This is a genomic window from Streptomyces sp. NPDC030799 (genome assembly GCF_055572255.1).
In genome coordinates, this window is sequence record NZ_JBVIDS010000013.1 from 178,026 (window position 1) to 199,301 (window position 21,276).

The window sequence follows — 21,276 nt, forward strand, 5'->3', positions numbered from 1 at the left end:
TGCCCTCAGAGAACCGTCGCCCCCGCCACCGCCCCCGCCGCCTTCCGCACCGCCCTGCACGTCCCCGACCCCCGCAGGGCCTGGGCCACCTTCTCCGCCGACTCGGCATCCCGGGCGAGGAACGCCGTCGTAGGCCCGGACCCGGAGACCAGCGCGGCGAGCGCGCCCGCCCCGCGCCCCGCCTCCAGCGTGTCCGCCAGTTCCGGGAACAGGGACAGCGCGGCGGGCTGAAGGTCATTGGACACGGCCGCCGCCAGCGCCTCCGCGTCCCCCTTCGCCAGCGCCTCCAGCAGCTCCGCCGAAGCCACCGGCTCCGGGATCTCCCGCCCCTCGGCAAGCCGGTCGAACTCACGGAAGACCGCCGGGGTCGACAGCCCCCGCTCGGCCATCGCGAACGCCCAGTGGAAGGTGCCGCCGGCCTCCAGGACCGTCAGCTGCTCCCCGCGCCCGACTCCGAGCGCCGCGCCGCCCACCAGGCTGAACGGCACATCGCTGCCCAGCTCGGCGCAGATCGCGAGAAGCTCGGCCCTGGAAGCGCCCGCACCCCACAGCGTGTTGCAGGCGAGCAGTGCGCCTGCGCCGTCCGCGCTGCCGCCCGCCATGCCGCCGGCGACCGGGATGTCCTTGGCGATGTGGATGTGGACGTCCGGCTCGATGCCCCGGCGCCCGGCGAGGGCGATGGCCGCGCGCGCGGCGAGGTTGGTGCGGTCCAGGGGAACCTGGTCGGCGTCCGGGCCCTCGCAGGTGATCCGGAGTTCCTCCGCGGGGGTCACCGTCACCTCGTCGTACAGGCCGACGGCGAGGAAGACGTTGGCGAGGTCGTGGAACCCGTCCGCGCGGGCTGCGCCGACCGCGAGCTGGACGTTGACCTTGGCCGGTACCCGTACCGTGACGCTCACTTGCCGCTCTCCTTGTGTTCCGCGATCCGCGCGAACTCCTCCACCGTCAGCGACTCCCCGCGCGCCTGCGGCGAGACCCCGGCCGCGACCAGGGCGGCCTCGGCGGCAGCGGCGGAGCCGGCCCAGCCGGCCAGTGCCGCCCGCAGGGTCTTGCGGCGCTGTGCGAAGGCCGCGTCGACGACGGCGAAGACCTCGGACTTGGAGGCGGTCGTCTTGATCGGCTCGGTCCGCCGCACCAGCGACACCAGTCCGCTGTCGACGTTCGGCGCGGGCCAGAAGACGTTGCGGCCGATCGCCCCGGCCCGCTTCACCTCGGCGTACCAGTTCGCCTTCACCGACGGCACGCCGTACACCTTGTTGCCGGGCGCGGCGGCCAGCCGGTCGGCGACCTCGGACTGCACCATGACGAGGGTCCGTTCGATGCTCGGGAAGGTGTCGAGCATGTGCAGCAGCACGGGGACGGCGACGTTGTAGGGGAGGTTCGCCACCAGCGCCGTCGGCGGGGGGCCGGGCAGCTCGGTGACGTGCATCGCGTCGGAGTGGACCAGCGCGAACCGGTCGGCGCGCGCCGGCATGCGCGCCCCGATGGTGGCGGGCAGGGCCGCCGCGAGTACGTCGTCGATCTCAACGGCGGTGACCCGGTCGGCGGCCTCCAGCAGCGCGAGCGTGAGGGAGCCGAGCCCCGGGCCGACCTCGACGACCACGTCGTCGGGGCGGACGTCGGCGGTGCGCACGATACGGCGGACCGTGTTGGCGTCGATCACGAAGTTCTGGCCGCGCTGCTTGGTGGGACGGACACCGAGCGCTGCCGCGAGCTCACGGATGTCGGCGGGGCCGAGGAGGGCGTCGGGGGTGGGGCTGCTCACGGGACAAGGGTACGGGGGTCTGCCCGGGCGGGTTGCCAGGTGCCCGCTGCCGCGGCCGGCCGGGGCGGGCCCCGGCGACGGCGAGCCCCTCCCCGGCGCTATCCCCGCAGCCGCGCCCCGCAATGCGGCCAGGGCGTCGACCCGCGGCGCACGTACAGCTTCTTCGCGCGGAAGGTCTGTTCGGCCTCCGGTGCGTCCTGCGGGCGTCCGGTGCCGCCGAGGCTGTGCCATGTGCGCGCGTCGAACTGGTAGAGGCCGCCGTACGTCCCCGAGGGGTCGACCGCGTTCGGGCGGCCGCCGGACTCGCAGGTGGCGAGGCCGTGCCAGTTCAGGTGGTCGGCGCCGGCCACGGAGGGCGGCAGCGGCTTGGTGCCCACCTTCACGATCTGCTTGCGCGGCTTGCGCACCACCTCGGAGGTCTCCCGGCGCGGCTTCTCCCGGACCCCGTTGACGATGCGCAGCAGGTAGGTGTCGCGCCGCAGCCCGGGCTGCCCCGCCTGTGCGACGACCTCGGTGCCCTTGAAGAGGGTGGGGTCCTCGGTGCGCTCGACCGCGAACGGGATCTGTTCCTCGCGGACCTCCCGGGTGCCGCTGACCCGCAGCACGGTCACCGTCTGCCCGTCACGCGGAAAGCTGTCGAGCGGCACGGAGGTGATGTCCTCGCCGTGCAGCCCGATCCCGGCCTCTCCGATGACCTCGCGGACGGTGGCCGCGTTGGTGCGGATGGTGCGGGTGCGGCCGTCGGCCATGACCGTGACGGCGCGCTCGGTGCGCACGTCGAGCGTGAGCCCGGCGCGTCCGATGCTCCGGGAGGGCGAGGTGGACAGGTACGCGCCCTCCGCGCGCACCCCCAGCTCGTCGAGCGCTCCTTCCACCGTGTGCGCCGTCGTCCACACCTCGTGCTGCTGGCCGTCCAGGGTGAGCCGGACGGGGCGCCCGTAGCGCACGGCGACCGTGTCACCGCTGGCGAGCGGGGTGCCGGGGGCGGGTGCGATCAGGTCGTGCGCTCCCACGGGCACGCGCTCATCGGCGAGCAGCTCGCTGACGTCGTCGGCGAAGGTGTGCAGGGTGCGCTGTTTGCCGTCGACGGTCAGCTCGACCGCCTTGTCCTTGGCGACGAACGCGGTGGTGCCGCCGGCGAGGAAGGCCACGACCAGCGCCTGGGGCAGCAGACGGCGCACGGCGGATTCCGGGCGCTCGGCGCAGCGCCCCCTGCGCCGGCGCGCGGCCCGCCCGCCCACGCCGGCGAGCGTCTCGGGTCCGCCCGCCCCTTCTTCGTCCGGCGCGCTCCGCTCCTGCGGCGCGCTCCGGGCCTGCGGCACGCTCCCGGTCTGCTGCGCGCGCCCGCCCTGCCGCGGCAGCAGCGGCTCGGTGACGAAGTACGCCTGCGCCTCGTAGGCGGGCCGGTAGGTGTCCTCGTACAGCGCGTACGGCTGGGTGTCCGCGGTGTACACGGAGGCGCCGGGGCCGTACGGCTCGTACGGCTCGTACGGCCACCATGTCTCGAACGTCTCGTACTGCGACTTGCTCACGCCGACACGCTCCAGAGGTGCCAGAGGGGTCCGGATCGGGCCCCCAGAACCTAGCGGAGCGACCGTCACTCTCCAAAGCGACGCGACTGCGTACTGTTGCCCGCCGAGTGTGCGCTCGCCACCCGTGCACCGGAGCGCGCCCGCCGCCCGAACAGGCGCTCAGTAGCCGAAGGCGCGCGCGGTGTTGGCGGCGAGCGCCGTCGCCAGCGCGTCCTCGTCGATGCCGCGCACGGCGGCCATGGCGCGGACCGTGACCGGGACGAGGTACGGGGCGTTGGGCCGGCCCCGGTACGGCGCCGGGGTCAGGAAGGGCGCGTCGGTCTCCACGAGGACCAGTTCCAGCGGGGCGACGGCGAGGGCGTCCCGGAGGTTCTGGGCGTTCTTGAAGGTGACGTTGCCGGCGAAGGACATGAAGTAGCCCTCGCGGGCGCAGATCTCCGCCATCGCGGCGTCGCCGGAGTAGCAGTGGAAGACGGTGCGCTCGGGGGCGCCCTCCTCCTTCAGGACGCGCAGGACGTCGGCGTGCGCGTCGCGGTCGTGGATGACGAGCGCCTTGCCGTGCCGCTTGGCGATCTCGATGTGGGCGCGGAAGGACCGCTCCTGCGCGGCCTTGCCCTCGGGGCCCGTGCGGAAGTGGTCAAGACCCGTCTCCCCGACGCCCTTCACCTGGGGCAGCCCGGCGAGCCGGTCGATCTCGGCGAGGGCCTCGTCCAGCGCCGCGTCACCGCCCGGCTCCCGCGCGCCCTGCCGCGACCAGCCGTCGGGGTCTCCGTGGACGATGCGCGGGGCCTCGTTGGGGTGCAGGGCGACGGCGGCGTGGACGCTGTCGTACGCGGCCGCGGTCTCGGCGGCCCAGCGCGAGCCCTTGAGGTCGCAGCCGACCTGGACGACCGTCGTCACCCCCACCGACGCGGCCTTCGCGAGGCCCTCCTCGACCGTGCCGGACTGCATGTCGAGGTGGGTGTGGGAGTCCGCGACCGGAACCCGCAGCGGCACCGGAAGCGGCGGCGCGGCGTTCTTGTCGCCCTTGGTGTTCTGGCCGGCGTTCGAAGGCATGCCCCGATCCTACGAAAGGGGCATGCCGCAGGCCGCCGGCGATCCGCTCAGCTCGCCTTGCGCTGGAACGGATGCAGGAGATCGGACAGGTGCCAGTGGTGCGGTTCCCTGTCCTGCGCGGGCACCTGCGGCACCTCCACCGGGCCCGCCTGCGGCACGCTGTGGTGCCGCTCCGCGGCGCCGCGCACCGACGAGACCTGCCCCGCGCGCATGATCCGCACGACGTGACCGTCGCAGTTGTGGCAGCTGGGCCGGCTCAGCGGCGACGGCACGACACGGCCGTCGGCCACGTAGAGCACGAACTCGTGCCCGTCGGCGTCGGTGTGGTGCTCTATCTCGTACGACTGCTCCCAGCCGTGCCCGCATCGCATGCAGGCGAAGGAATACGACTCGTGAACGACGGCTGTGGCCGTACCGCGGAGGCCGGAGTGCCCTGCGATCTCACTCATGCCAGCTCCTCTTGTCCGCTGGACAGGCGCCCCGCAACGGGGCGCCTCTTCAACCAGTGGACTCTTCCGCCGGCGCGAATGCAGCAGGGCTGTCGAGTGTTGGAGGCGATTTGGCAGTTCCTTGCAGAAACCGCCCTCTTCCACCCCGCTGGGCTTTGCTTTCGGCGACAGCCTTTTGCCGTCCCATGGCGCGCCTGCTCACCCGAGAACAGGCCTGCTCAGAGGCGGTTGCGCAGCAAATCGAATTCCCGCGGACGCGGTCCCGACACGCGCCCCTCACTCACCGGAACGTTTGGCTGCCACCACCGCGTCGAAGACGACCCTCTTCGGCACTCCCGCCTCCACCGCAACCGCGGCGATCGCCTCCTTGCGCCGCTCACCGGCTTCCTCCCGCACCCGCACCCGGCGCACCAGTTCCTCCGCGCCGAGTTCCTCCGGGCCGGTCTCGGGGGCCCCCTCGACCACGACGGTGATCTCCCCGCGGACGCCCTCGGCGGCCCATCGCGCCAGCTCCGCCAGCGGACCGCGCCGTACCTCCTCGTACGTCTTGGTCAGCTCCCGGCACACGGCGGCCCGCCGCTGCGCACCGAAGACCTCGGCCATCGCGGCGAGGGTGTCGTCGAGCCGGTGCGGGGCCTCGAAGTAGACGAGGGTGCGCCGCTCGCCCGCGACCTCCCGCAGCCGGGACAGCCGCTCGCCCGCCTTGCGCGGCAGGAAGCCCTCGAAGCAGAACCGGTCGACGGGCAGCCCGGACAGGGCGAGCGCGGTGAGCACGGCGGACGGCCCCGGCACGGCGGTGACCCGGATGTCCCGCTCCACGGCGGCGGCGACCAGCCGGTAGCCGGGGTCGGAGACCGACGGCATCCCGGCGTCGGTCACCAGCAGCACGCGCGCGCCGCCGAGCAGTTCCTCGACCAGCTCCGGCGTACGGGCGGACTCGTTTCCCTCGAAGTACGACACGACGCGGCCCTTGGGCGTGACGCCGAGGGCCTGGGTGAGCCGGCGCAGCCGCCGGGTGTCCTCGGCCGCGACGACGTCGGCGCCGGCCAGCTCGTCGGCCAGCCGGGGCGGCGCGTCCGCGATGTCGCCGATGGGGGTACCTGCGAGGACAAGGGTTCCAGTCACACGCCCATCCTCCCAGGAACCACTGACAGCCCTCCCGAAAGCCGACCGGTACCGCACATGCACGGGACTCGCACAGAACCGTTCCCTACGATGGCGCGGTGACCAGTACCGCGTCCTCCATGGACCTCCGGCAGGGCCAGGCGCCGCACGACCGGCGGCCGTCGTGGCAGCAGCGGCTGCGCCGATTCGGGTACGCACCGGCGCAGGACGCGCCCTCGGGTGATGTGCGCGACCGGCTGGTGCCCCCGTACGCCGAGCCGAGCCCGCGGCTGTGGCAGGTGCTCGGCGTGCCGCCGGTGCTCGCCGAGCGGCTCACGCGCTGGTCGGGCTGGGGCGGTCCGCTGCTGGTGACGCTGATGGCGGGCCTGATGCGGTTCTGGAACCTGGGCAGCCCGCGCGCGGTGATATTCGACGAGACGTACTACGCCAAGGACGCCTGGGCGCTCGTCCACCGCGGCTACGAGGTCAACTGGGACAAGAACGCCAACGACCTGGTGCTGCACACGCACGGCCACCTGGCGGTCCCGGCGGACGCGGCGTACGTCGTGCATCCGCCGGTCGGCAAGTACGTCATCGGGCTCGGCGAGCTGATGTTCGGGTTCGACCCGTTCGGCTGGCGGTTCATGACCGCGCTGCTGGGCACCCTCTCCGTTCTGCTGCTGTGCCGGATCGGGCGCCGGATGTTCCGCTCGACGTTCCTCGGCTGCCTCGCGGGCGCGCTGATGGCGGTGGACGGCCTGCACTTCGTGATGAGCCGGACCTCGCTGCTCGACGGCGTGCTGATGTTCTTCGTGCTGGCCGCGTTCGGCTGCCTGGTCCTGGACCGGGACCGGTCGCGGCAGAGGCTGGCCGCCGCGCTGCCCGCCGACCCGGACGGCCGGGTCCGGCCGCACGCGCGCGTGGCCGACACGTTCCGTTTCGGTCTGCGGCCCTGGCGCTGGACGGCCGGGCTGATGCTGGGCCTGGCCATCGGCACGAAGTGGAACGGCCTGTACATCCTGGCCGCCTTCTGTGTCATGGCGGTGCTGTGGGACGTCGGCGCCCGCCGGACCGCCGGTGCGCAGCATCCGTACGCGGCGGCGCTGAAGTACGACACGGGTGGCGCCTTCCTGGCGACGGTCCCGGTGGCGATCGTCGTCTACGTGGCCTCCTGGACCGGCTGGATCCTCTCCCCCGCGGACGGCACCGGCGGCTACTTCCGCAACTGGGCGGCCACCGACGGCAAGGGCGGCAGCTGGACCTTCCTGCCGGACTGGCTGCGCAGCCTGTGGCACTACGAGCACGAGGTGTACGAGTTCCACGTCGGCCTGACGTCCCCGCACACCTACCAGTCCAACCCGTGGAGCTGGATCGTGCTGGGCCGCCCGGTGTCGTACTTCTACGAGTCGCCGAACCCCGGCGCCGACGGCTGCCCGGCCGACGCCGGCCAGAAGTGCGCCCGTGAGGTGCTGGCGATCGGCACGCCGCTGCTGTGGTGGGCGGCCTGCCTCGCGATCCTGTACGTGCTGTGGCGGTGGGCGTTCCGCCGGGACTGGCGCGCCGGTGCCGTGGCGTGCGGGATCGCGGCCGGCTATCTGCCGTGGTTCCTGTACCAGGAGCGGACGATCTTCCTTTTCTACGCGGTCGTCTTCGTGCCGTTCCTGTGTCTGGCGGTGGCGATGATGATCGGCGCGGTCGTCGGCCCGCCGGGCTCCTCCGACACCCGCCGGGTGATCGGCGCATCGGCGGCGGGCGTACTGGTGCTGCTGATCGCCTGGAACTTCATCTACTTCTGGCCGCTGTACACGGGCACCGCGATCCCGATCGACTCGTGGCGGTCGAGGATGTGGCTGGACACCTGGGTGTGAGCCGCGGCCGCTCGGGGGTGTGCTCCAGTCGGATTGTCGCAAGCCTGCTACGGATCGGCCGCCGACATCACCCTCCGAGGTGGGGACTTTAAGGTGAGTGCCGTCGTTGGGGAGTGTGAGGGCTACGGGGAGCCTGGGGAACGTACGGAGGATCTGAGGCTGTGGGCAAGAGAAGGCGCGTCGCCGAGCGACGGAAGACGACCAGTCCCGCCGTGCTCGGCGGGATGATCGCCCTGGTCGTCGGCGGCGCCGGGGTCGGTGTCTACGCGCTGTACGACGGCGGTGCCGCGGCCGACGAGCGCACGTCCGCCACAGCCGGCCACAAGGCGGTGAAGACCGGCCCGCTCAGCGCCGCCGAGATCCGCACGGCCTCCGCCCGCTTTCTCACCGCGTGGCAGCAGGGCAGGCCCGCCGAGGCGGCCGCCGCCACGGACGACGCCTCCGCCGCCGCCGCGCTGCTCACCGGCTACGCCAAGGACGCGCATCTGAAGGACGTCACGCTGACGCCGGGCGCGGCCAAGGGCTCCAGGGTGCCGTTCACCGTCAAGGCGACGGTGTCGTACAAGAACCTGAGCAAGCCGCTGGCGTACGGCAGCTCGTTCACCGTGGTGCGGCGGGCGAGCGACGGCAAGCCACTGGTCGACTGGCACTCCTCGGTCGTCCACCCGGATCTGAAGGACGGCGACACCCTCGTCACCGGCGAGTCCGGCACCCCGCCGATCAAGGCGCTGGACCGTGACGGCGGCGAGCTGACGACTGCCACCTATCCGTCGCTGGGCACGGTGCTGGACGGGCTGCGGGAGAAGTACGGCAAGACGGCGGGCGGCAGGGCGGGCGTCGAGCTGCGCGTGGTGCGCGGCAAGGCGTCGCAGAAGGCCGAGCTGTCCGACAAGACGCTCGTGGAGCTGAGCAAGGGCACCCCGGGCACGGTGAGGACGACGCTGAGCCCGGCCCTGCAGGCGGCGGCCGAGCAGCAGATCGGCAAGCGCGCGCGGGCGTCCGTGGTCGTCGTACGGCCCTCGACCGGGGAGATCCTCGCGGTCGCCAACAGCGGGCACGGCTTCAACGTCGCCTTCCAGGGCTCCCTCGCGCCCGGCTCCACGATGAAGATCGTGACGTCGACGATGCTCTTCGAGAAGAAGCTCGTCACCCCGGGCGCATCGCACCCGTGCCCCAAGACGTACAAGCTGGCCGGCTGGACGTTCCACAACGACGGCGACTCCGAGATCAAGAAGGGCACGTTCAAGCAGAGCTTCGGAGCCTCCTGCAACAACGCCTTCATCAACTTCGCGCCGAAGCTGTCGGACAGCGACCTGACGAAGGAGGCCCAGCAGGTCTACGGCCTCGGCATGAACAACTGGGCCATCGGCGTCCCGTCGTTCGACGGCTCCGTCCCCGTGCAGAGCGGCGCGCAGATGGGTGCCTCGCTGATCGGTCAGGGCGGCGTGCGCATGAACCCGCTGAACATGGCGTCCGTGGCGGCGACGGTCGCGTCGGGCGCCTTCCACCAGCCCTACCTGGTGTCCCCCGAGGTGGACCACCGCACGCTGGCGAAGGCCGCGCGCACCATGTCGGCGGCGACGCAGTCCCAGCTGAAGGACGTCATGCGGTTCACGGCGGACTACGGCACGGCCGCCAAGGCGATGGCGGGCATGAGCGGGGACTACGGCGCGAAGACGGGCTCCGCCGAGGTCGACGGGCAGAAGAAGCCGAACGGCTGGTTCACCGCCTTCAAGGGCGACCTCGCCGCCGCGGGCGTGGTCCAGGCGGGCGGCCACGGCGGCGACACGGCCGGGCCGATCGTGGCGGCGCTGCTGAAGACGGGCGGCTGATCAGGTCCGTACGGGCTCTGCGGTGTAGGTGCGGCGGAGGAACCTCAGCAGTGCCTTCGACTCGAACTGGACCACCTCGACGCCGTGGTCGGAGTGGAACTCGACGACGGCCTGGACCCGCCCGCACGGCCACACCCGCACCGCGCCGCTCTCGGCCGGTACCCGCAGTCCCCGTTCCAGCAGTGCACGGGAGAAGGTCCACTCGTGCGGCCCCGGCAGGCCGACCCGGACCGAGCGCGGATCGGTGTCGGGGTCGTACCGCAGCACCACCGGTACGGCCCCCGGGTCCTCCTCGTCGGTGACGATATGGGCGCGTGCGTACTGTTCGACCACAGACATCGTACCGCCCTTTCACGCTGAGTGACCAAAGTGAAAGCTGTGCTTCCGCTTTCTCTCCAATGTCGCACATTTTCCGGTGGCCGCCCGCCGGAGCGGGCCGTCCTGCGGAACAGGCGCACGACCGACTGGCTCTTGCAAATAGTTCGCAACAAGGGCCTAAAATCATCCGGTGCATGTACCTGACGGATTCATCGACGCCCCCACCTCCGCCGTCACCGCAGTGGTCGCCGCCGGCGCCCTCGCGGTGAGCCTGCGCGGCGCCCGCCGTGAACTGGACGAGCGGACGGCCCCGCTGGCCGGCCTGGTGGCGGCGTTCATCTTCGCCGTACAGATGCTCAACTTCCCCGTCGCGGCCGGAACAAGCGGCCACCTGCTGGGCGGAGCGCTCGCCGCCATCCTTGTCGGCCCCTTCACGGGCGTGCTCTGCGTGTCCGTGGTGCTGCTCATGCAGGGCGTGCTGTTCGCGGACGGCGGTCTCACCGCGCTCGGCGTGAACATCACCGACATGGCGCTCACCACGACGGTCGTGTCGTACGCCGTCTTCCGCGCGCTGCTCGCCGTCCTGCCCCGCAAGCGGCGCTCGGTGACCGTCGCCTCCTTCGTCGCCGCGCTGGTGTCGGTACCGGCCGCCGCGGTCGTCTTCACGCTCCTGTACGCGGCCGGCGGGACGACCGACGTCTCCCTCGGCAAGGTCGCGACCGCGATGATCGGCGTCCATGTCCTGATCGGCATCGGTGAGGCCGTCATCACCGCGCTGACGGTGAGCGCGGTGATCGCCGTGCGCCCGGATCTCGTGCACGGCGCGCGCGGCCTGCGGCAGCGGCTCAAGTTGCGCGTGGACGGCGCGCTGGTGGACGCCCCGGCTCCCACGGCGCCCGTCGCGGCGCGCGCCTCCCGGCGCGCGCTGTGGGTGACGGGCCTGGTCACCTCGCTGGTGCTCGCCGGGTTCGTGAGCTTCTACGCCTCCTCCGCCCCCGACGGCCTGGAGAAGGTCGCGCACGACAAGGGGATCGACAAGAAGGAGGAGAAGCACGCCGCCGCCGACTCCCCGCTCGCCGACTACGGCGTCAGGAACGTCTCGGACGCCCGCCTGTCCGGGGGCCTCGCGGGCGTGATCGGAGTCGGCGTCACGGTCGTGGCGGGCAGCGCGGTGTTCTGGGCGCTGCGCCGGCGCCGGGCCGAGGACGTCTCCCCCGTCAGCACCGGCCTCTGACATGGGAGCCGGGCACGCGCACAGGCTGTACCGGCACGGGCACTCGCCCGTGCACGGCCTGCCGCCGCACACCAAGCTCGCCGCCGCCTTCCTGTTCGTGGTGGTGGTCGTGTCGACCCCGCGCGAGGCGATGTGGGCGTTCGCGCTGTACGCCGTCCTGCTCGCCGGCGTCGCGCGCCACGCGCGCGTGGCCGCCGGTTTCCTGCTGGGGCGGCTGCTGATCGAGGTGCCGTTCGTGGCGTTCGCGGTGCTCATGCCGTTCGTGGCTCAGGGCGAGCGGGTGCATGTGCTCGGCCTCTCGCTCAGCGTGAACGGCCTGTGGGGCGCCTGGAACGTGCTCGCCAAGGGCACGCTCGGTGTCGCGGCCTCCGTGCTGCTGGCCGCCACCACCGAGCTGCGCGAACTGCTGCTGGGCCTGCAGCGGCTGAAACTCCCGCCCCTGCTGGTCCAGATCGCCTCCTTCATGATCCGCTACGGCGACGTCATCACCGACGAGATGCGCCGCATGCGGATCGCCCGTGAGTCGCGCGGCTTCGAGGCCAGGGGCGTGCGGCACTGGGGCGTGCTCGCCAAGTCCGCCGGTGCGCTGTTCATCCGCTCCTACGAGCGCGGGGAGCGCGTGCACCTGGCCATGGTGAGCCGCGGCTACACCGGTTCCATGCCGGTCATCGACGAGGTGACCGCGTCCGGCGCGCAGTGGCGGCACGCTCTCGCCCTCCCCTGCGCCGCCCTTGTCGTCTGTCTGCTGGGATGGGTCCTGTGAGTACTGCTTCCCTGGAGGTCTCCGGCCTCGCCTTCGCCTACCCCGACGGCCACCAGGCGCTGTTCGGCGTCGACTTCACGATCGCGCGTGGGGAACGGGTCGCGCTGCTCGGCCCGAACGGCGCCGGCAAGACCACCCTGGTGCTCCACCTCAACGGCATCCTGGGCGGCGGCACCGGCACGGTGACGGTGGCCGGGCTGCCCGTCGGCAAGCAGCACATGGCCGCCGTCCGGCAGAAGGTCGGCATCGTCTTCCAGGACCCGGACGACCAGTTGTTCATGCCGACCGTGCGGGAGGACGTGGCGTTCGGGCCGGCCGCCGCCGGGATCAAGGGGGCCGCGCTCCGGGAGCGGGTGCGCACCGCCCTGGAGCGGGTCGGCATGCAGGACTTCGCCGACCGGCCGCCGCACCACCTGTCCTTCGGCCAGCGCCGGCGCGTGGCCGTGGCCACCGTGCTCGCCATGGAGCCGGAGATCCTCGTCCTCGACGAGCCGTCCTCCAACCTCGACCCGGCCTCCCGCCGCGAACTCGCCGACATCCTGCGCTCCCTGGACGTCACCGTCCTCATGGTCACCCACGACCTCCCCTACGCCCTGGAGCTGTGCCCGCGCTCCCTCGTCCTCAGCGACGGCGTGATCGCGGCCGACGGCCCGACCGCCGGGCTGCTCTCGGACGAGGAGCTGATGCGAGCACACCGCCTGGAGCTGCCGTTCGGCTTCGACCCGAAGTCCGTGACAATGGGCGCGTGACGAACGAGGACCGCGCCGCAGAGGGGTCGCTGCTGCTGGACGACCAGCTGTGCTTCGCGCTGTACGCCGCGCAGCGCGCCGTGACCGCCGCATACCGTCCACTTCTGGACGACCTCGGCCTCACCTATCCGCAGTACCTCGTGCTGCTGGTGCTCTGGGAGCGCGGCGAGACCAGCGTGAAGGAACTGGCGCGCGCCCTGCGGCTGGACTACGGGACCGTCTCGCCGCTGCTCAAGCGGCTGGAGGGGGCGGGTCTGGTCCGCAGGGAGCGCGCGGCCGACGACGAGCGCTCGGTGCTTGTCGCGTGCACGGGTCGCGGAGAGCAACTCCGAGAGCGCGCGGCGCGCGTACCGGGCGCCCTTCTCACCACCACGGGCCTCGGCGGCCCCGAGGTCGCGCGGTTGCGCGAGGAGTTGTGGAAGCTCACCGAGCGCGCCGGCGCGGCGGCCGACCGGCGCTGATTCCGCGCGCCTCCCGCTGGTCCCGCGCGCCTCCCGCTGACCCCGCACGCCTCCCGCTGATCCGGCGTTACCCCCGGTTGCCACCCCCCGAGTCCCTCCCGTTGACCAACCGGCCAGTACCTTGTGCACGATGTACTTGTGCACCACTTGTTCCGGGGGAGGCCTGCCATGACCGAGGACACCGCTGTCGACACCCGTCCGACGAAGATCATGTACGTCGCCGAGGCCACCGCCCACGGCGGTCGCGACGGCTATGTCACCAGCCAGGACGGCCGGATCGAGCTGAAGGTCGCCATGCCTGCGGAGCTGGGCGGCGACGGCAACGGCACCAACCCGGAGCAGCTGTTCGCGGCCGGCTACAGCTCCTGCTTCCACAACGCGCTGATCCTCGTCGGCAACCGCGCGGGCTACGACCTGACCGGCTCCACGGTCGCCGCCAAGGTCGGCATCGGCCCGAACCGGCAGCGCGGCTACGGCCTCGCGGTCGCCCTCAGCGTCTCCCTGCCGGTCCTGGACCCGGATCTGGCGGCCCAGCTGGTGGACGCGGCGCACAAGGTCTGCCCGTACTCCAACGCGACGCGCGGCAACATCGACGTAACGATCCTGCTGGGCTGATCCACCGAGGAATCGCAGGCACCCGGGCCGCGTTGCACCCACTGTCGCAGGCGAGGGACAGACCGAAAGGACGGCGAACGTGGACGTGAACGGCACAGTGGCCGAGGGCTTCGAGCCGGTCAGGGAGGCGTTCGCCGCGAACTTCGCGCTGCTCGGGGAGCGCGGCGCGGCCGTCGCCGTGTACCGCGACGGCCACAGGGTCGTCGATCTGTGGGCCGGCACCAGGGACGTGGACGGCGCGGCTCCCTGGGAGCCCGGCACCGCGCAGATCGTGCGCTCCGCCACCAAGGGTGTGGCGGCCGCCGCGCTCCTGCTCCTGCACCAGCGCGGCGAGCTGGACCTGGACGCCCCGGTCGGCGCGTACTGGCCCGAGTACAAGGCGGCCGGCAAGGAACGCACCCTCGTCCGGCACCTGCTCGCGCACCGCGCCGGCGTGCCCGTGCTGGACCGCCCGCTGACTCCCGCCGAGGCCGCCGATCCCGACCTGGGCGCCGCGGCGGTCGCCGCGCAGGCGCCGGTGTGGGAGCCGGGCACGGACCACGGCTATCACGCCCAGACCTACAGCTGGCTCACCGGCGAACTGATCCGGCGCATCACCGGCCGTCCGGCCGGCGCGTGGATCGCGGACGAGATCGCCGGGCCCGTCGGCGCCGACCTGTGGCTGGGCCTGCCGGAGTCGGAGCACGCGCGCGTCGGGCGCGTCGGTCCGGCCGAGGCGCCCGAGGCCGTGGGGGGCCTGAAGACCCGCCCCAAGCGCGCGGTGGCCGAGGCCTACGCCGACCCGGACTCGCTGACCCGGCGCGCGTTCGCCGCGATCACACCGCTCCCCGACGAGAACGACCCCGCCTACCGTGCGGCCGCGCTGCCCGCCTCCAACGGCATCGCCACCGCCGACGGGCTGGCCCGCTTCTACGCCTCGCTCATCGGCGACGTCGACGGCGGCATCCGCCTGTTCACCCCGGAGACGGGCGCACTGGCCCGCACCGAGCAGTCCGCCGGGCCGGACCGGGTCCTGGTGGTCGGCACCCGGTTCGGCCTCGGCCACATGCTGCACGGCGCCGCCTCCCCGCTGCTCTCCCCCGGTTCCTTCGGTCACCCGGGCCGGGGCGGCGCCCTGGCCTTCGCCGACCCGGAGACCGGCATCGCCTTCGGCTATGTCACCAACGGCTTCCGGAAGAGCGTGACGGCGGACCCGCGGGCGCAGGCGCTGGTACGGGCGGTACGCGCGGCGCTCGCACAGGGCCGTACGCACGGCGTCATGGACGGCGCTGTCACACGTTGATCGTGTGCGAGGTCCGGCCGGACTCCGCGTCGATCTCGTCGTGTGCCTTGGTCAGCAGTTGCATGGCCAGTTCGTTGAGGGCACGTGCGCCGGCGATCTCCTCGCCGACCCTGGGCTGGTTGGCGTCGACGCGGTGCCGGGTGGCGTGGCCGTGTGCCCGTACCTCGGTACCGTCGGGCAAGCGCACCAGAGCCACCGCTTTGGTGTGCTGCTCGTCCTCCATGAACTCCAGCTCGACATGCCATCCGACAGCTGTGTGCATCATGACGACCACCTCCGGGGACAGCTGATTCCAGCTGTTTCCAGGGTGCTCCCGTGCGCGGGGAACGTCACCTCGGCGGGACGGGTCACGCCTTCCTGCCCGGCTCGTCGAAGCTGGCGAAGTACGCGGCGGCCATGTCCTCGTCCGCGTGGCCCGACGCGGCGGCACGCGCGAACCGTTCCGCTGCGGCGGCGGCGACGTCCAGCCGTACGCCGCCGCGCTCGGCGGCCCGCACGATGAGACGGGCGTCCTTCTCCGCGGTGGCCACCGCGAACGACGGCGGGGACAGCTTGCCGTCGAGCACCAGCGCGGCCTTGGCCCGCAGATAGCCCATGTCGAGCGGGCCGCCCTCGATGAGGTCGAAGAAGCCCTGCGGATCCACGCCGAGGGCCCGGGAGAGGGCAAGGACCTCACCGGTGGCGGCGGTGGCGGCAAGCACCCAGCTGTTGGCCACCAGCTTCAGCCGGCTGGCGCTGCCGGCGCCGCCGTCGTCCCCCGTCCACACGGTCTTCGCGCCGACCGCGTCGAAGACGGGCGCGACCGTCTCCCGCCCCTCCCCGGGCCCGGCGGCCAGCACGGTCAGCCGGCCGGCCTCGGCGGGCTCCTTGGTGCCGAGGACGGGTGCGTCGTAGAGGACGAGTCCGTGTTCGCGGGCGAAGGCGGCCAGGTCGCCGATCAGATCGACGCCGACGGTGGTGCACTGTGCCCACACCGTGCCGGGCCGCAGGGCCGGTGCGGCCTCGCGCAGGACGTCGAGGACGGTGTTGCCGTCGTAGAGCATCGTCAGGACGACGTCGGCGCCCTCGACGGCCTCGGCGGGGGTGGCGGCGATCCGGGCGCCGTCGGCGGCGAGCGGCTCGGCCTTCTCACGCGTGCGGTTCCACGCCCGCACCTCCAGCCCCGCACGGCACAGGTTGCGGGCCATCGCGGCCCCCATGATGCCGGTGCCCAGCACGCTGACGGTCGGCTTGTCGGTCATGACGGCTCCCTGTCGTTCCTGTTGCTGCCCGGATGTTCCTCACCACCGGGCTACCCGTCCCCACCGGGCTGCCCGCCTACCCCCCGTGCATCATCAACCCGATGCCCACGACCAGCAGTCCGGCCGCCGCGATCCGGGGTGCCCCGAACCGTTCCTTGAAGAACACCGCACCGATCGCGGCCCCGACGATGATCGAGGACTCGCGCAGCGCGGCGACCGGCGCGAGTTCCGCGCGGGTCTGGGCCCACAGGACCAGGGCGTACGCGGCGACCGAGAGGGCCGCGCCGAGGAGGCCGAGGGCAGCGTACGGCCGGAGGAGCCGGACGGTGTCGGCACGCGCGCGTGCGTACATGCAGCCGGGGATGACGGCTCCCTGGACGGCCATGAGCCAGGCGATGTACCCGAGCGGCGCGTGCGCGGCCCGCACGCCCAGGCCGTCGGTCACGGTGTACAGCGCGATGGTCAGCCCGGTCGCGAAGGCCGCGCCGATCGCCGCCCAGTCGGGCCGGCGTCCCCGCAGCCCCCACAGGCTGACGCCCATGAGCCCCACACAGGACACGGCGATCCCGGCCAGCGCCCAGGCCCCGGGCACCTCGTGCGCGAAAACAGCGGCCAGCACGGTGACCACGAGCGGGGCGCTGCCGCGCGCGATGGGGTACGCCTGCCCGAAGTCGCCGAGCCGGAACGAGGTCATCAGCAGGGCGTAGTAGACGATGTGCACGAGGGCCGAGACCAGCAGGTACGGCCAGGCGGGTCCCGCCGGGAAGGCCGTGAACGGCGCGATCGCGAGTCCGATCAGCAGCCCGCCCCCGGAGATCAGGGTGAATCCGACCAGTTTGTCGGTGATGCGGTGTGCGATGGCGTTCCAGCTGGCGTGGGTCACCGCGGCGAACAGGACGGCGGCTGCGACGAGCGGCGTCACGCGGTCTACTCGCGCACGTCCACCAGGTCGGCGCCGGCATGGGCCACGAGCGCCTTCGGCTCGATCGGGAAGACGGTGTACGGCGTGCCGGCCGCCGCCCACACCAGGTCGTGCGCGAGCAGCGAGCGGTCGGCGAGGACACGCGTGCGTGTGCGGTGCCCGAAGGGCGGCACGCCGCCGATGGCGTACCCGGTGGTCCCGCGTACGACGCCGGCGTCGGCCCGGCCGACCTTCCCGGCGCCCAGTTCCTCGCGCAGCCGCTCCACGTCCACGCGCGAGGCACCGTCCATCAGCACCAGCACCGGAACCTCGTCGGCGGCGAAGACCAGCGACTTGCAGATCCGGCTCGGCTCGCACCCGATCGCGGCGGCGGCCCCGGCGGCGGTCCGGGTGGCCTCCGGGAACCGCCGGATGCGCGCGAGGACGTCGTGCAGCCCGAGCGCACGCATCGCTTCGGCGAACCGGGGATGGGCTCCGGACTCTCCGGTGTCGGTCGCGGTCGTCGTCATGCACGGCACGCTACGGCATCGCTCCGGCCGCCCTCACGGTGGTTTCACCGGCCACCGGGGCTCGACTGTGATCATGCGGCGGCTCTGTCATTACCTGGCGTGCACCAGAACGGACGTTCAGGGCCGTGCCGTCGCGGCGGCCCGGCCCATGGGCGCGACGTTCGACGGGTCGGGCACCTGGTCCGTGCAGTCCGGTACCGGCCCCGAAGCCCACGCGCGCGTGCAGCTCTCCTTCACCGAGCCGCGCAGTTTCCTGAACGGCGACACCCTCGACAAGCTGTCGATCGCCACGGATGCCAAGCGAACGTACCTCTACGAGGACGACGACCCGGACGTCTGCCCGAAGTTCCGGCTGAGGACGACCGGTCCGGGACATCCGTGGGCGGAACCTTCCCCCCGGGCATGAGGAAGACCGGCCGGTGAGGGCCGGTCCCGTCCCCACGGAACCCTCACCGGCCGGTCGCTGCCGGCCGGAAGCGGTGTGTCAGGCCCGTACCAGCTCCCGCTCCTCCTCCCTGCCGGACGGGGTGCGCAGACCCTCGCCCTCGACGTCCACGTTCGGCAGGGCGCGGTCGAGCCACTTCGGCAGCCACCAGGCCCGACTGCCGAGCAGCGCGAGCACCGCCGGGACGATGGCCATGCGCACGATGAACGCGTCGAAGAAGACGGCGATCGCGAGACCGAAGCCGATCATCTTGATCATCGACTCGGTGGAGCCGATGAAGCCGGAGAAGACGGCGATCATGATGACGGCGGCGGCCGTGACGACCCGCGCGCCGTACTTGAATCCGGTGACCACGGCCTGGCCCGGCGTCTCGCCGTGGACGAACGCCTCCCGCATCCGGGTGACGAGGAAGACCTCGTAGTCCATCGCGAGGCCGAAGACCACACCCACCATGAAGATCGGCATCATCGACATGACCGGCCCGGTCTGCTCGACGTTCATCAGGCCCGACAGCCAGCCCCACTGGAAGACCGCGACCACGGCGCCGAGCGCCGCGAGCACGCTCAGCAGGAAGCCGAGCGCCGCCTTCAGCGGGACGAGGACCGAGCGGAACACCACGATCAGCAGCAGGAAGGCCAGGCCGACGACCAGGGCGAGGTAGGGCAGGAGCGCGTCGTTCAGCTTCTGCGAGACGTCGATGTTCATCGCCGTCGAGCCGGTGACCAGCACCTTGGCGTCGGTCTTCGCGGTGATGTCCGCGCCCTTGCCGCGGATGGCGTGCACCAGGTCCTCGGTGGTGTGCGAGGACGGCTTCGACCCCGGTACGACGGTGATCGTCGCGGTGTCGCCGGCCTTGTTGGTCAGGGCCGGGGTGAGGGTGACGACGTCCTTCAGGCCCTTGATCTCGTCGCCGACCTCGGTGAAGGCGGCCTTGGGGCGGGCGCTGTCCTTGGCGTCGACCACGACCATCAGCGGGCCGTTGAAGCCCGGCCCGAAGCCCTCGGAGAGGAGGTCGTAGGCGCGGCGCTGGGTGGTGGAGGCGGGCTGGGAGCCGTCGTCGGGCAGTCCCAGCTCCAGGGAGGCGGCCGGGATCGCCGCGGCGCCGAGGCCGAGCACGCCGAGCAGGAGGACGGCCACCGGACGCCGTACGACGAAGCTCGCCCAGCGGGTGCCCATGTTGGGCCGGCCCGGCTTCTTCGGCGCGCGTCCGCCGCCGAGCAGCTTGCTCTTCTCACCCGCCGGCTTGATCCTGCGGCCCGCGTAGCCCAGCAGCGCCGGGATCATCGTCAGCGCGATGAGGACGGCGACGGCGACCGTGCCCGCCGCCGCGACGCCCATCTTGGTCAGCATCGGGATGTCGACGACCGACAGGCCGACCAGGGCGATGACGACGGTGAGGCCGGCGAAGACCACCGCCGAGCCGGCCGTGCCGACGGCGCGTCCGGCCGCGTCCTCGCGCTCGCGGCCCTCGGCCAGTTCGGCGCGGTAGCGGGAGACGATGAACAGGGCGTAGTCGATACCGACGGCCAGGCCGATCATGGACGCCAGCGTGGAGGTCGTGGAGCCGAGATCCAGGGCGCTGGCGAGCGCGGTGATCGTGGAGACGCCGATACCGACGCCGATGACGGCGGTGAGCAGCGGGAATCCGGCCGCGAGCAGCGAGCCGAAGGTGATCACGAGGACGACGGCGGCGATCGCGAGGCCGATGACCTCACTGGAGCCGGTCTCCGGGCTCGCGCGCAGCGCGTCACCGCCGATCTCGACGGTCAGCCCGGCGTCCCGCGCGTGCTGCGCGGCCTGCTTCAGGGCGTCCTTGGAGGAGTCCTCCAGCTCCATGCCGGAGACCTTGTACTTCACCGAGGCGTAGGCGATCGTGCCGTTCCTGCTGACGGCGTGCCTGGTGTAGGGGTCGGCGACGGAGGCGACCTCGGAGCCGCGCCGGAGCTCCTCGACCGTCTTCTCGACGGTCGCCTTGTTCTCGTGGTCGGTCATCTTCCCGCCGCCGGGCGCCTTGAAGACGACGCGCGCGGTGGCGCCGTCGGCGCTCATCCCGGGGAAGCGCTGTTCCAGCAGGTCGAAGGCCTTCTGGGCCTCGGTGCCGGGGATGGAGAAGGACGTGGTGCCGGCGGCCGGCGCAGAGGCGGCGCCCACCCCGGCGAGGGTGAGCAGCGCGACCCATATGAGGGCGACGAAGTGGCGTCGCCGGAAGGCGAGCCGGCCGATTCTGTAGAGGAACGTGGCCATGTGAGGCGTACTCCCGGTCAGGTCGTGGGGTTCATCAGGGCAGGGGTGATCAGCCCGACGACGTGAGCGGTGACGTCAGGTGGTGGGCTTGCTGGGGAGAGGGGTCAGCCGGTGGAGACGCCGAGGGCGGGGAGGACCACGGCGTCGATGTACGACAGGAGGAAGGCCTGCGTCGGCGGCTGCTCGTCGATCATCGTGCGGGCGGCGAACCCGCCGATCATCATGTGCATCACGTAGTCGATCGCGGGGTTGTCCGCACGGACCTCGCCCCGGTCGATCGCCCGTTGCAGCACGCGGCGGAACTCCGCCATCTCCGGTTCGATGAGATGGTCCCGGAACGCCCGCAGGAGATCCGGATTGCTGTGGACGGCCATGGCCAGTCCGCGCATCAGCGCGGAGTTCTGCTCCATCTCGCAGTCGTCCGAGGCCAGCGTGAGGGCGTGCAGGTCGCCCCTGAGCGACCCGGTGTCGACGTCCCCGACCCGGCCCGGCTTGTTGTGCCGCACCGCCTTCGCCACCAGTTCGGCCTTGCCGCCCCACTGGCGGTAGAGCGTGGCCTTGCTGGAGCGGGTGCGGGCGGCGACGGCGTCCATGGTGAGGGCGTCGTAGCCGACCTCGCGGAGCAGGTCGAGCACGGCCTCGTACAACTCGGCCTCGCGCTCGGGGGTGATCCGGCTGCGACGCCCCGGTGCGAGCACCGGCTGCGCCGGAGCGGCTGACGCCGCGCCCTGGGATGCGGCTTCGGTCATGCCACTCACCTTCCGCTCCGGTCCCTGCTGCTTCGTACACCATGAAGATACCCCGGGCCGACTGCGAAACGAAACGGTTTCGTACGTGCCCTGGGTCACGGCCGTGAAGGACGCATAAGGTCACGACCGTGAAGGACG

General features: G+C 72.3%; 22 protein-coding genes. 9 read left to right on the forward strand and 13 right to left on the reverse strand.

The genetic code is table 11. The features are described 5' to 3' along the window. Window positions 1-5 precede the first annotated feature (5 nt). The 6 genes from ACZ41I_RS30285 to rsmI all read right to left on the reverse strand — a co-directional run bounded on the left by ACZ41I_RS30285 (window position 6) and on the right by rsmI (window position 5,927). Entirely contained in the window at window positions 6-899 is an 894-nt protein-coding gene (locus tag ACZ41I_RS30285; protein WP_468515543.1) for a 4-(cytidine 5'-diphospho)-2-C-methyl-D-erythritol kinase, read from the reverse strand. Then, window positions 896-1,765, reverse strand: a complete 870-nt coding sequence (gene rsmA, locus ACZ41I_RS30290; RefSeq protein WP_468515544.1) for a 16S rRNA (adenine(1518)-N(6)/adenine(1519)-N(6))-dimethyltransferase RsmA — start codon at window positions 1,763-1,765, stop codon at window positions 896-898. Before rsmA ends, ACZ41I_RS30285 begins: the two co-directional genes overlap by 4 nt. Before the next feature lie 98 nt (window positions 1,766-1,863). Continuing rightward, window positions 1,864-3,297, reverse strand: coding sequence for a ubiquitin-like domain-containing protein (locus ACZ41I_RS30295; RefSeq protein ID WP_468515545.1), 1,434 nt, complete (start codon window positions 3,295-3,297; stop codon window positions 1,864-1,866). Between the two features lie 159 nt (window positions 3,298-3,456). After that, window positions 3,457-4,353 (reverse strand): TatD family hydrolase, encoded by an 897-nt coding sequence (locus ACZ41I_RS30300; protein ID WP_363216766.1) that lies wholly within the window; start codon window positions 4,351-4,353, stop codon window positions 3,457-3,459. Window positions 4,354-4,400: 47 nt separating this feature from the next. Continuing rightward, complete coding sequence (locus ACZ41I_RS30305; RefSeq protein ID WP_363216767.1) at window positions 4,401-4,802, reverse strand: hypothetical protein; 402 nt, start codon at window positions 4,800-4,802, stop codon at window positions 4,401-4,403. Between the two features lie 276 nt (window positions 4,803-5,078). Next, the gene (gene rsmI, locus ACZ41I_RS30310) at window positions 5,079-5,927 is read right to left on the reverse strand and encodes a 16S rRNA (cytidine(1402)-2'-O)-methyltransferase (protein WP_468515546.1); all 849 of its coding nucleotides are present in this window, start codon (window positions 5,925-5,927) and stop codon (window positions 5,079-5,081) included. A 98-nt stretch (window positions 5,928-6,025) separates the two neighbouring features. Between rsmI and ACZ41I_RS30315 the strand changes: the two genes are divergently transcribed. Then, window positions 6,026-7,774, forward strand: a complete 1,749-nt coding sequence (locus ACZ41I_RS30315; RefSeq protein ID WP_468515547.1) for a dolichyl-phosphate-mannose--protein mannosyltransferase — start codon at window positions 6,026-6,028, stop codon at window positions 7,772-7,774. Window positions 7,775-7,935: 161 nt separating this feature from the next. After that, window positions 7,936-9,606 (forward strand): penicillin-binding transpeptidase domain-containing protein, encoded by a 1,671-nt coding sequence (locus tag ACZ41I_RS30320; protein WP_468515548.1) that lies wholly within the window; start codon window positions 7,936-7,938, stop codon window positions 9,604-9,606. Here the strand turns inward: ACZ41I_RS30320 and ACZ41I_RS30325 are convergent, their stop codons facing one another. Beyond that, complete coding sequence (locus ACZ41I_RS30325; protein WP_399774211.1) at window positions 9,607-9,945, reverse strand: SsgA family sporulation/cell division regulator; 339 nt, start codon at window positions 9,943-9,945, stop codon at window positions 9,607-9,609. A 169-nt stretch (window positions 9,946-10,114) separates the two neighbouring features. Here ACZ41I_RS30325 and ACZ41I_RS30330 point away from each other — a divergent pair, with 169 nt between their 5' ends. From ACZ41I_RS30330 to ACZ41I_RS30355, 6 genes are all read left to right on the forward strand, one after another. Then, on the forward strand, window positions 10,115-11,158 hold the full coding sequence (locus ACZ41I_RS30330) for an energy-coupling factor ABC transporter permease (protein ID WP_363216772.1): 1,044 nt from the start codon (window positions 10,115-10,117) through the stop codon (window positions 11,156-11,158). Window position 11,159: 1 nt separating this feature from the next. After that, window positions 11,160-11,921 carry a cobalt ECF transporter T component CbiQ gene (gene cbiQ / locus ACZ41I_RS30335; RefSeq protein WP_468515549.1) on the forward strand — a complete coding sequence of 254 codons (762 nt, stop codon included), beginning with the start codon at window positions 11,160-11,162 and terminating at the stop codon, window positions 11,919-11,921. Then, entirely contained in the window at window positions 11,909-12,670 is a 762-nt protein-coding gene (locus tag ACZ41I_RS30340) for an energy-coupling factor ABC transporter ATP-binding protein (RefSeq protein ID WP_468515550.1), read from the forward strand. Before cbiQ ends, ACZ41I_RS30340 begins: the two co-directional genes overlap by 13 nt. After that, the gene (locus tag ACZ41I_RS30345) at window positions 12,667-13,131 is read left to right on the forward strand and encodes a MarR family winged helix-turn-helix transcriptional regulator (protein ID WP_363216775.1); all 465 of its coding nucleotides are present in this window, start codon (window positions 12,667-12,669) and stop codon (window positions 13,129-13,131) included. The genes ACZ41I_RS30340 and ACZ41I_RS30345 overlap by 4 nt, the downstream gene beginning before the upstream one ends. Window positions 13,132-13,299: 168 nt before the next feature. Then, complete coding sequence (locus tag ACZ41I_RS30350) at window positions 13,300-13,746, forward strand: organic hydroperoxide resistance protein (RefSeq protein ID WP_363216776.1); 447 nt, start codon at window positions 13,300-13,302, stop codon at window positions 13,744-13,746. A gap of 79 nt (window positions 13,747-13,825) precedes the next feature. Then, complete coding sequence (locus ACZ41I_RS30355) at window positions 13,826-15,028, forward strand: serine hydrolase domain-containing protein (RefSeq protein ID WP_399774225.1); 1,203 nt, start codon at window positions 13,826-13,828, stop codon at window positions 15,026-15,028. On the opposite strand, the gene ACZ41I_RS30360 is transcribed toward ACZ41I_RS30355, so the two are convergent. From ACZ41I_RS30360 to ACZ41I_RS30375, 4 genes are all read right to left on the reverse strand, one after another. Continuing rightward, on the reverse strand, window positions 15,018-15,293 hold the full coding sequence (locus ACZ41I_RS30360) for a DUF1876 domain-containing protein (protein WP_363216778.1): 276 nt from the start codon (window positions 15,291-15,293) through the stop codon (window positions 15,018-15,020). The two genes, ACZ41I_RS30355 and ACZ41I_RS30360, sit on opposite strands and share 11 nt — an antisense overlap. Before the next feature lie 82 nt (window positions 15,294-15,375). After that, window positions 15,376-16,269 (reverse strand): NAD(P)-dependent oxidoreductase, encoded by an 894-nt coding sequence (locus tag ACZ41I_RS30365; protein ID WP_468515551.1) that lies wholly within the window; start codon window positions 16,267-16,269, stop codon window positions 15,376-15,378. 76 nt (window positions 16,270-16,345) lie between these two features. Beyond that, on the reverse strand, window positions 16,346-17,191 hold the full coding sequence (locus ACZ41I_RS30370) for a DMT family transporter (protein WP_363216780.1): 846 nt from the start codon (window positions 17,189-17,191) through the stop codon (window positions 16,346-16,348). Window positions 17,192-17,196: 5 nt separating this feature from the next. Further along, window positions 17,197-17,700 (reverse strand): YbaK/EbsC family protein, encoded by a 504-nt coding sequence (locus tag ACZ41I_RS30375; RefSeq protein WP_468515552.1) that lies wholly within the window; start codon window positions 17,698-17,700, stop codon window positions 17,197-17,199. Between the two features lie 73 nt (window positions 17,701-17,773). On the opposite strand from ACZ41I_RS30375, the gene ACZ41I_RS30380 reads away from it, so the two are divergent. Then, the gene (locus ACZ41I_RS30380) at window positions 17,774-18,106 is read left to right on the forward strand and encodes a hypothetical protein (protein WP_468515553.1); all 333 of its coding nucleotides are present in this window, start codon (window positions 17,774-17,776) and stop codon (window positions 18,104-18,106) included. Window positions 18,107-18,184: 78 nt separating this feature from the next. Here ACZ41I_RS30380 and ACZ41I_RS30385 read toward each other — a convergent pair whose 3' ends face one another. Both ACZ41I_RS30385 and ACZ41I_RS30390 read right to left on the reverse strand, forming a co-directional pair. After that, complete coding sequence (locus ACZ41I_RS30385; RefSeq protein WP_468515554.1) at window positions 18,185-20,389, reverse strand: MMPL family transporter; 2,205 nt, start codon at window positions 20,387-20,389, stop codon at window positions 18,185-18,187. A 104-nt stretch (window positions 20,390-20,493) separates the two neighbouring features. Further along, window positions 20,494-21,138 carry a TetR/AcrR family transcriptional regulator gene (locus ACZ41I_RS30390; protein WP_363216784.1) on the reverse strand — a complete coding sequence of 215 codons (645 nt, stop codon included), beginning with the start codon at window positions 21,136-21,138 and terminating at the stop codon, window positions 20,494-20,496. Window positions 21,139-21,276: the final 138 nt, after the last annotated feature.